This window comes from Litorisediminicola beolgyonensis, from assembly GCF_042679605.1.
Lineage (GTDB): Bacteria > Pseudomonadota > Alphaproteobacteria > Rhodobacterales > Rhodobacteraceae > Litorisediminicola > Litorisediminicola beolgyonensis.
Window position 1 is genome coordinate 1 of record NZ_JBHTMU010000066.1, and the last position, 9,969, is coordinate 9,969.

The window sequence follows — 9,969 nt, forward strand, 5'->3', positions numbered from 1 at the left end:
GGCGACGTGGCCGGGATACGCCGCGCCGGGCAGGCGATGCTGCGCCGCGACGGCGATGAGGGTGAGCGGCGCCGGGTGCTCGACCGGCTCGACCGGGCGATCTTCGGCGGCGAGACCATCGCCGATCTGCGGGCGCTGGCGCAGCGCCTGATCCGGCCTGACGCGGCGCACCGAGGCTGACTCGCGCGGAGTTTCGGGCGATACTTATTGCCGAATTGTTCGAATCCCGCTCCGGCACCACGCTGACGCGGGAAAAAATGCGCCCGGCCTCAGGCCATTTCACAAGCGCGTCCATTCAGGGAGGGACTTTTCCAATGGGTTTGTTTTCCAATCTTTTCGGTGGCGGTGACGACGGTGGCTCGGGGGGCGCATCCACGCCCAAGCTCGGGCACGTGAAAATTCACCCGGCTGTGGACAACGGCGTGAAGCCGGGCACGACGGGGTTCTCGGGCGGCACGCTCAAATGCAAATGCAAGAGCGACCCGGTGGTGGTCGCGGTCGGCGCGCAGACGGCGCATAACCATGTCTGCGGCTGCACCAAGTGCTGGAAGCCCGATGGCGCGACGTTCAGCCAGGTTGCCGTGGTCGGCAAGGAGCACGTCACCGTCACGGAAAACGGCCGCAAGCTCGACCGGGTCGATCCCAACGCGGCGATCCAGCGTTACGCCTGCACCGCCTGCGGCACCCACATGTTCGGCCGGATCGAGAACGAGGGGCACCCGTTCTTCGGGCTCGACTTCGTGCATACCGAGCTCTCGGATGAGAGCGGCTGGTCGCCGGCCGAGTTCGCGGCCTTCTGCTCCTCGGTCATCGAATCGGGGGTCGAGCCGAGTCGCATGGACGACATCCGTTCGCGCCTGCGCGAGCTGGGCCTTGAGCCCTATGATTGCCTGTCGCCGCCGCTGATGGACGCGATTGCCACGCATATCGCGAAGCAGAGCGGTGTCCTGAAGTAATACCCGCAACATCTAGTCGACCGCTCGGGCGAGGTGGCCCTTGCCCGAGCACTCCTGTTGCGCGTGCGCGAATCGCTGGCTAACATCGTGCCGGGAGGACATTTTCATGAAAGATCACGCCACTGACACTGTCTGCGGGCGCGTGAGATCGGTGATCATCGTCGATGATCATCCGCTCTACAGCGACGCCTTGTCCGCCGCGTTGCGGCTGGTGTTTCCCGGTTGCCGAATCGAGACGGCACAGACCCTCGCCAACGCGCTCGAGCGAATCGACGCGGGGTTTCTGCCGGACCTGGTGATGTTCGATCTGAAGCTTCCGGACGTCTCGGGCATCTCCGGATTCCAGAGCCTGCGCGACCGCATTCCGGACACGCCGATCCTGGTGATCTCGTCTCTGACCTCGAGCGAGGTTGTGCAGGCGCTGATGGAGCAGGGTGCCGCCGGCTTCCTGCCCAAGGAGGCCTCGGCCCCGGTGCTGAAGCAGGTGCTGCTCGATGTCAGCAACGGGCGCAAATACGTGCCCAAGGATTACCAGGGCGACAGCGCCCGCGCTCCGGCCGCCACGCCCTCGCAGATCCATCCCAAGATCGCCGAGCTGACGCCGCAGCAGGCGCGGATCATGAAGCTGATCTGCGCGGGCAAGCCCAACAAGCAGATCGCCTACGAGCTCGATCTCGCGGAGGCCACGGTCAAGGCGCATATCACCGCGCTCCTGCGGCGCCTCGGCGTGCAGAACCGGACCCAGGCGGCGGTGCTGGTCGAGAACGCGACGGCAGAGGCCGAAAGCAGCGGCGACCCGGACGCGCGGGCGTTCCTCAGCCGCTAAAGGGGACGTCCCCATGAACGAGCAGAGCGCACGCCCCGCCTTTGTCGGCGTCGCGGTCTCGCACGCCTCCGATCCCGTGGCCGCGGCGGATGACGCCGCTGCCGCCATCGATATCTCCGAAACCTGCTTCATCCTCGCGTTCATCCCGGATCACCTGGTCTCGCCGGAGTTTGCCGAAGCGCTCGAGGCGCGGCTCGGCGGGGTTCCGATCTTCGGCTGCACCACGGCAGGCCAGATCTCGGGCCGCGGCTACGAGACCGACGCGCTGGTGCTTCTGGCCTTCCCCAAGCGCCATTTCCGCTGCGCCTCGATGTTGGTCACGCCGCTGCAGCCGCTCTCGATCAAGACCATCGCGGCGGATGCCCGGCGCCATTCCGAGAAGTTCCTGCGCACACATGGCTGGAACCGGCTGGCGCTTCTGATGGTCGACGGGCTCGCCAAGCAGGAGGACGTTCTGGTCTCCACGCTCGAGACGGTCTTGGGCGACATCCCCGTGTTCGGAGGCTCGGCGGCCGACGGTCTCAGCTTCTCGCAGACCTTCGTGCTGCATGGCGGGCAGTTCCACACCGACGCCGCGCTCCTTCTGATCCTCGAGACAGATCTCGCCTTCACTGGGCTCGGCTTCGACCATTTCCTGCCCTCCGACCAGCAGCTCGTCGTGACCGAGGCGCTTCCCGAAGATCGGCTGGTTCTGGAAATCAACGGAGCGCCCGCCGCGCCGGAATATGCCCGCCTCATCGGACGCGAGGTCGATGCGCTGACGCCCGAGGTCTTCGCCGAGAACCCGCTCCTCGTGCGGCAGAACATGGCCTACCACGTGCGCGCCATTCACGCCGTTCAGGAGAGCGACGCGCTGTCCTTCCTCTCGGCCATCGACGACGGGCTCCTGATGACGCTCGGGCGCGGCAAGGAGATCCTCGAGACACTTGAAGCCGGGCTGTCCGTGACCGGACCCGAGGGCGAGCGTCCGGATTTCATCCTTGGCTTCGACTGCGTGCTCAGGCGGCTGGAGATCGAGCAGAAGGGCCTCAAGGACGCCGTCTCGGACATCTTCCGGCGTCATCGCGTCCTGGGCTTCAACACCTATGGCGAACAACATTGCGGGGTGCACGTGAACCAGACCTTCGTGGGCGTCGCCTTTTTCGGACCGGGACGGAAGCTCTTGCCATGATCGACCCCAACGACACGCTCGAAGTTCAGGTCGCCAAGCAGGCCAAGATCATCGACGCGCTGGTGCGCCGCGCCAATCGCCAGCACGAGGTCGGCACCACGGCCTATTCGGCGTTTCAATCCGCCATCGCGCTTCAGGGCCAGATCTGGGCCAAGACCCGCGACCTGGAGCGCACCGCCAGCGAACTTGAAAGCGTCCGCCACGAAAGCGAACGCTCGCGCAAGACTCTGGCCGACGCGATCTCGGCGATGGAGGGGGGCTTCGCGCTCTTCACCGACGGGCGGCTCGAGATCTGCAACGACCTCTTCACCTCGCTCCTGCCGGACATCTCGCCCGACATCGTGCCGGGCGTCGGGATCGAGGCCTATCTCTGCGCGCTCGCGGGCAGCACCCATCTTGTCGCCGCGGATACCGATCTGCGCGGTCTCGCGACGCAGCTCGGGCAGGGCGGGGCGGGGCCCTCGGTTCTCTCCTGCGTCACCGAGCTGACCGGCGACCGGCATTTCCAGATCGGCTTCCAGCGCACGTCCTCGGACAATCTCGTGGTTCTCCAGACCGAGATCACCGGCATCGTCCGGCAGAACCGGTCCGAGAAGGAAAGCCTGATCGACATGCAGGCGCATTACCTGCAGGCCGCGTTCGAGAACATGTCCTCGGGCATCTGCACCTTCAGCCATGACGGCGAGGTGATCATGCACAATTCGCGCTTCCGCGAGCTTCTCGGCGTGCCCTACACGCTGATGCAGAAGGGCACCGAGCTCGGCCAGATCCTCGGGTTCATGCAGCTCAACGGCCTCGTGATCGACACGCCCGCTCTGGAGATCGAGCTCTGGCGCGAGCGGCTCGGGCGGCAGGGACGGCTGCGGCGTCGTATCCGCCATGCCGGGGGACGGGTTCTCGACCTCCATGCGCATCTCCTTCCCGACCAGGGGTTCCTCGTCGACGTCAAGGATGTGACGCTCGAGAGCCGCGCCACCGAGATGCTGGAAAAGCGCGTGGCCGAACGCACCGCCGAGCTGACGCTCGCCAATGAACGGCTGACCGAACAGCACGCCGTGCAGACCAGCGTCGAGGAAGAGCTGCGCCTCGCCAAGGAGCGTGCCGAGGCCGCGGTCTCGTCCAAGACCCGCTTCCTGGCCGCGGCGAGCCACGACCTTTTGCAACCGATCAATGCCGCGAAGCTCCTGATCTCCACCCTGCAGGAGACCGCCGAGGGCACGACGCTCTCGCGCACGGTCGACCGCTTGCAGGGCTCGTTCCAGTCGATCGAGCAGATCCTGCACGCGCTTCTCGACATCTCGCGGCTCGACACGACCGACGCCGCGCTGACCCCGCAGGATGTCTGTCTCGGGACATTGATGCAGGGCATCGTCGAGGATCAGATGCCGGTGGCCGAGAAGAAGGGCGTCCAACTCGACATCGTCCCGAGCTCGGTCTTCGTGCGCTCCGAGCCGCGCTACCTGATGCGCTCGATCCAGAACCTCGTGGTCAACGCCATCCAGTACACCGATGCGGGCGGCCGCGTGCTCATGGGCTGCCGCCGCCACGGCAACCGCATCGTGCTGCAGGTCTGGGATACGGGTCTGGGGATTTCCAAGGCCGACCAGGCCCGCATCTTCGAAGAGTTCGCCCGCGCCAAGAACGTGCCCTTCGGATCGGGCATGGGTCTCGGCCTCTCCATCGTCGAGCGCACCTGCCGCCATCTAGGCCACGAAATCCGCGTGCGCTCGGCCCCGGGCCGCGGATCGGTCTTCTGTCTCGACATGGAGATGGTGCCGGGCCGCCGCCGCGGCGCCGATCCCGATCTGCCGAAGACGCCCGAGGACGCGGACATGGATCTCCTTGTGCTCGTCGTCGAAAACGATCCCGACGTGCTGTTCGCCACCACCCAGAAACTCGAGAACTGGGGGGCCAGCGTCTTTCCCACCTCATCGACCGAAGAGGCCCGCCGCGTGGTCGAGGAGATCGGCATGCCGCCCGACATCATCCTCGCCGATTACCAGCTCGATGACGGCGACACCGGGATCCACACGATCCGCGCCGTGCGCGAGGCCTCGGGCGTGAAGGTGCCCGCGATCATCATCACCGCCGACCGCTCGGCCGATCTGGTGCGCACGGGTGCCCATCAGGGCTTCACCGTGCTGACGAAACCGGTGCAGCTTTCGCGCCTGCGTCCGCTGATCGACTGGAAGACCCGCGGTCCCGGCGCGACGCCGCTCATCCGGATCACCGACAAAAGTAGCGCATGACACCCCGGGTGCATTTCATAGGCTTCGGGGCGGGAGGACTCACAATGAAAAAGACACTCGCAGCGCTGCTGGTGACAGCAGCCCTCGCCGGTGCCGCGCAGGCGGGCCAGACCGTCGGCACCGAAACCTACGATCTTCTGTTCAAGAACGGAACGCTCGACGCGGTCGCGCCCGAGGCGACGCTCGTCTACAGCCGCGAGACCGAGAACCGCGGCAAGCCGGAAAGCGGCCCGCGCGACAGCGGCGAGATCGCGATTTCCTTCGACGAAACCGCAGAGAAGAAGGTCGCCGAGCTTCAGTTCCGCCAGGGCGAGAAGCACCGCAATCTCGGCTCGTTCCCCGCAAGCGTCGGCAACCCGATGATCATGTTCTTCTACGAGACCGTGGTCCGCGACATGGCCGAGATCGCCGGTGGCAGCCCCTTCTACATCCGCAACCGGGTGAAGGACGCGCTGATCCAGCCCGCCGAGATGGTCGAAGGCGAAGCCGAGTTGAACGGCGAGACCGTGCCGGTGACCACCCTCACCCTGCGCCCCTTCGCCGATGATCCGAACCGGGAGAAGATGAAGGGCTTCGGCGACCTGACCTTGACGGTCACCATGTCCGAAGAGGTGCCCGGCTGGTATCTCAGCCTGGCCGCCGAAGCGCCGCACCCGATCGGAGGCGCGCCGATGTATGTCTCGGACATGCGCTTCGAGCGTCTGGAGAGCGGACAGTGACACGGCTTGCGCTCTGCCTCGCGCTGATCGGCTCTGCCGCGCAGGGGCAGAGCGTCGCCGAACGGCTGAACGACTACCCGACGGCGGCGCGGGCCGATTACATCTTCGCCTGCATGGCCACCAACGGTCAGAGCCGCGCCGCGCTGGAGCGCTGCGCCTGCTCCATCGACGAGATCGCCGCGATCCTGCCCTACGACGATTACGTCGAGGCCGAGACGGTGCTCTCGATGCGGCTGACCGGGGGCGAGCGCATGGCGGTGTTCAACTCCGCCGTCGCTGCAAACAATCTCGTGGCCGAGCTGCGCCGCGCCCAGGCCGAGGCCGAGATCATCTGTTTCTGACGGTGTGATCCGGGGGAGGGGGCCCATGTCCGACAGGTCCGAGAAACTCGCCCGGTTTCGCCAGCTTCACGCAGGCGACGGCACCTTCGTGATGCCGAACCCGTGGGATGCCGGGTCGGCGCGTCTTCTTTCTCATCTGGGCTTCGAGGCGCTCGCCACCACCAGCGCCGGGTTCGCCTTTTCCAAAGGCAAGCGCGACTCCTTCGCCGGGCTGTCCCGCGACGAGCTTCTCGCCAACGCCGCCGAGATCGTGCAGGCGACCGACCTGCCGGTCTCGGCCGATCTCGAGGACGGGTTCGGCGCCGCGCCCGAGACCTGCGCCGAGACGATCCGGCGCGCCGCAGGCGTGGGCCTTGTCGGCGGCTCGATCGAGGACGCCACCGGCGATCCCGCCGATCCGATCTTCGATGCAGGGCTTGCCACCGAGCGCGTCGCCGCCGCTGCAGAGGCCGCGCGGGCCGAGGGCTTCGTCCTCACCGCACGCGCCGAGAACTTTCTCTGGGGCCGACCCGATCTGGGTGACACGATCCGCCGCCTCCAGAGCTTTGCCGAGGCCGGGGCCGACGTGCTCTACGCGCCGGGGCTCCCCGATCTCGACAGCATCGCCGCCGTGGTCGGCGCGGTCGACCGACCGGTGAACGTGGTGATGGGTCTTTCGGGCAAGCCCTTGACCGTCGCCGATCTGGCGGGTGTGGGCGTCAAGCGGATCAGCGTCGGCGGCTCCTTCGCCCGGGCGGCGCTCGGCGCGCTCATGCGGGCCGCCCGCGAGGTGCGCGACGCGGGCACCTTCGGCTATGCCGCCGAGGCCATGCCGGACGCCGAGGTCGCCGCGCTCATGTCGCAGGTGGTCTCGCCCAACCGCAGCTGAGCGCGAGAGCTCAGCCCTCGGCCGCTTTCGGCAGGACCTGCTCGAAGCTGTTGCCCTCGGTATCGGTCGCCTTCACCGTCAGCGCGGTTGCGCCATTGTCGGCGTAGTCGAAGCGGAAGACCGGGTTCTCCGAGATCGAGATGCCGCCATCCATCGCCCAGAGCTTCTCGTCGCCCTGCCAGACCTCGATATGGTCGAGGAAATGCGCCGCAATGAAGAGCTGGGTGATCTGGTCGCGCTGCAGCCCCGAATAGTTCGGGTGCCGGATCATGATCTGCGCCTCGCGCCGCGCCTGCGACATTGCCGGAGGCTCGCCGAACAGCCGCAGCTTCATCTGGCCCATCGACGCCAGGGCGATCTCGGGATCGCGCGAGGCCGGGGCCGAACAGCCCCCCGACGCCTTCACGAAGCGCCCCGCCATCTTCAGCCCCTCGGGGGTCTCGGCGATGACACGGACGTTGGAATACTGGTTCACCCGCACGCGCATCTCGAAATCGAGAGGCAGCATCGCGGGCGAGAAGTCGAACTCGGCCGCGACCGGCGCGGGGTTCTCGTCGATCACCACCGTCGCCGCGGTGATCGTCTCGTCCATGTTGGTCTGCACGATCTGGATCGGCACCGTCGCGGCATCCTCGGCGCGATAGGGCGCCACGATGTCGAAGAGCGCCGACCCGTCGCCGATCTCCGCCTCGCCGGTGACATCGACACGCAGCGCCTCCCAGCTCTCGCTGGGCTCGAGCGGGTTGTCTTGCGCCAGGGCGGGCAGGCCCGGACCGACGATCAGCACCGCAAGCGCGGCGGCGTGCCAGAAATTCATTGTCAGGCTCCTCCTCCTGATGATCGCGGATCTATGCCACAAAAGGGGGAAGAATCATACATCGCCTTCCGTCTCAGTCATCAACAGCGCGCGAGCCGCGTCCGAGGATCCGCCCATGTTCGAAGCCGTCGTGACCCTGTGCCTGAGCCTGGCCGACGATCTCTGCCGCGACGTGCTCCTGCCGGGATACGAGGCCCCGAGCGCCGCCGCGTGCTCCGAGAAACTTGCCGACACTGCCCCGGACATCGCCCGGTTCGACGGGCTCACCGCCAAGGGCGACGCGACCTGTCTGCCCGCCGGAGCGGCGCTCGAGGTCAACGAGGTCGCGCCGGGGCTTTTCGTCCATGCGGGCGTCGTGCAAGAACCCGACGCGGCAAACGGCGGCGACGTGGCCAATCTGGGCTTCGTGATCAGCTCCACCGGCGTCGCGGTGATCGACACGGGCTCCACCCGCGCCGTGGGCGAGGGGCTCTGGCGCGCGATCCGTGCCCGGACCGACCTGCCGGTGACCCATGTCATCCTGACCCACATGCACCCCGATCACGTGCTCGGCGTCTCGGTCTTCGCCGATGCAGGGGCCGAGGTGGTCGGCCACGAGGCGCTGCCCCGCGCGCTCGCCGACCGGCGCGAGAACTACCTCGAAAGCCTCGAGCGTCTGGTGGGGGCTGGGTCCTTCATCGGCACCGACACACGCGCCGTGACCCTGCCCGTGACCGGGACCGTGCCGCTCGATCTCGGAGACCGGGTCCTCGAACTGACCGCCTGGCCTCCGGCGCATACCGGCACCGATCTGACCGTGCTCGACCGCGACAGCGGGGTGATGTTCGCGGGCGACCTGGTGTTCGACCGCCACACGCCCGCGCTCGACGGCTCGCTTCTGGGCTGGCAGGGGGTGATGGCCCGGCTGACGGACCTGGACCTGACCGGTATCGTCCCGGGCCACGGTGCCGCGCGTCTCGACTGGCCGGAAGGCGCCGCGCCGATGGTCCGCTATCTCGACACGCTGGCCCGTGACACCCGCGCGGCCATCTCAGCCGGCCAGCGGCTGGGGGACGCGATACAAGTGATTGCGCAAGGCGAGCGCGACGCGTGGGAGCTGTTCGACGCCTACAACCCCCGCAACGCCACCGTCGCCTTCACCGAGCTCGAATGGGAGTGACGGGCGGGACCGATCAGCCCTCGATCTTGCCCTGCAGCATCTGCGCGATGGCATAGAGCCGCTTTTCCAGAAGCACCGGCGTCTCGCAGACATAGGTCAGCGATTTCTGCCGGTCGGTATAGATCCGCTCGTCCCAGTCGATCTGTTCTTCCAGCGCGTCGGCGCGGTCGTAATCGGGCTCGGCGGCCTCCATGACCGTGTCCATCTCGACCCGCGCCGCGTCGATGCGCTCGGCGAGCGCGATCTGGCCGAGCGAGAAATCCGCGATCCCCTCCATGATCCGGGTGCGGCGCTGCGCGATCTGGTCGAACACGCGCGAGAAGACCTGGCTCATCACCTGGTCGGTGGTCTCGTGGCTCTCGGCGAACTCGGCGACGCGCGCCTCGGCCTCCTCGAGCGAGATGCGGCGAAGCACCAGAGTATCGGCGAGCGCGTCGATGTCGCGGGCGAGATCGGCGGCCAGATCGGGGGCCTCCTCGACCGCGTGCGGCCACATCAGACCGATGGACAGACGCTCGACCTTGCGCTGGATGCAGGGCCAGGTCGGGTCGGAATAATCCGCCGCGACAGCGCCCTCGGCAAGAAGGGCGACCGCAGCGGCCAGGCTGGCGATTGTCTTGAGTTTCATGGCTCTCTCCCTGTCCCGGACTATGCAAAACAGGCGCGTCCAAGTCCATCCGCGACCAATACCCACCAAGGTCTGCGTTGAGAGGAATCGGGCCCCTGACCCATAGTCTCGACAACGCGCCGACAGAGCGCCCGACGACGATCTGGGAGGATCCCGCACATGAAAACCCGTGCAGCCGTGGCCCTTGAGGCCGGCAAGCCGCTTGAGGTTATGGAGGTCAATCTCGACGGTCCGA

At 67.1% G+C, this 9,969-nt stretch carries 11 protein-coding genes; 9 read left to right on the top strand and 2 right to left on the bottom strand.

Annotation, left to right across the window (positions count from 1 at the left end; all coding sequences use genetic code 11):
* The 8 genes from ACFQ4E_RS19970 to ACFQ4E_RS20005 form a co-directional block, all read left to right on the top strand.
* On the top strand, positions 1-180 hold a 180-nt coding region (locus tag ACFQ4E_RS19970), incomplete at its 5' end, for a hypothetical protein (protein ID WP_386806298.1).
* A 134-nt stretch (positions 181-314) separates the two neighbouring features.
* Complete coding sequence (gfa, locus tag ACFQ4E_RS19975; RefSeq protein WP_386806299.1) at positions 315-956, top strand: S-(hydroxymethyl)glutathione synthase; 642 nt, start codon at positions 315-317, stop codon at positions 954-956.
* Positions 957-1,062: 106 nt separating this feature from the next.
* Positions 1,063-1,782 (top strand): response regulator, encoded by a 720-nt coding sequence (locus ACFQ4E_RS19980; RefSeq protein ID WP_386806300.1) that lies wholly within the window; start codon positions 1,063-1,065, stop codon positions 1,780-1,782.
* Between the two features lie 13 nt (positions 1,783-1,795).
* Entirely contained in the window at positions 1,796-2,953 is a 1,158-nt protein-coding gene (locus tag ACFQ4E_RS19985; protein ID WP_386806301.1) for an FIST N-terminal domain-containing protein, read from the top strand.
* Positions 2,950-5,202 carry a hybrid sensor histidine kinase/response regulator gene (locus ACFQ4E_RS19990; protein WP_386806302.1) on the top strand — a complete coding sequence of 751 codons (2,253 nt, stop codon included), beginning with the start codon at positions 2,950-2,952 and terminating at the stop codon, positions 5,200-5,202. The genes ACFQ4E_RS19985 and ACFQ4E_RS19990 overlap by 4 nt, the downstream gene beginning before the upstream one ends.
* Before the next feature lie 44 nt (positions 5,203-5,246).
* Positions 5,247-5,921: a hypothetical protein gene (locus tag ACFQ4E_RS19995; RefSeq protein WP_386806303.1), complete on the top strand. Its 675-nt coding sequence runs from the start codon at positions 5,247-5,249 to the stop codon at positions 5,919-5,921.
* Positions 5,918-6,262, top strand: coding sequence for a hypothetical protein (locus ACFQ4E_RS20000; RefSeq protein ID WP_386806304.1), 345 nt, complete (start codon positions 5,918-5,920; stop codon positions 6,260-6,262). The genes ACFQ4E_RS19995 and ACFQ4E_RS20000 overlap by 4 nt, the downstream gene beginning before the upstream one ends.
* Before the next feature lie 25 nt (positions 6,263-6,287).
* Complete coding sequence (locus ACFQ4E_RS20005; protein WP_386806305.1) at positions 6,288-7,130, top strand: isocitrate lyase/PEP mutase family protein; 843 nt, start codon at positions 6,288-6,290, stop codon at positions 7,128-7,130.
* Between the two features lie 10 nt (positions 7,131-7,140).
* Here the strand turns inward: ACFQ4E_RS20005 and ACFQ4E_RS20010 are convergent, their stop codons facing one another.
* Entirely contained in the window at positions 7,141-7,947 is an 807-nt protein-coding gene (locus ACFQ4E_RS20010; protein WP_386806306.1) for a quinoprotein dehydrogenase-associated SoxYZ-like carrier, read from the bottom strand.
* A 115-nt stretch (positions 7,948-8,062) separates the two neighbouring features.
* On the opposite strand from ACFQ4E_RS20010, the gene ACFQ4E_RS20015 reads away from it, so the two are divergent.
* Entirely contained in the window at positions 8,063-9,106 is a 1,044-nt protein-coding gene (locus ACFQ4E_RS20015) for a quinoprotein relay system zinc metallohydrolase 2 (protein WP_386806307.1), read from the top strand.
* A 13-nt stretch (positions 9,107-9,119) separates the two neighbouring features.
* On the opposite strand, the gene ACFQ4E_RS20020 is transcribed toward ACFQ4E_RS20015, so the two are convergent.
* Positions 9,120-9,734, bottom strand: a complete 615-nt coding sequence (locus ACFQ4E_RS20020) for a hypothetical protein (RefSeq protein ID WP_386806308.1) — start codon at positions 9,732-9,734, stop codon at positions 9,120-9,122.
* Positions 9,735-9,969 lie beyond the last annotated feature (235 nt).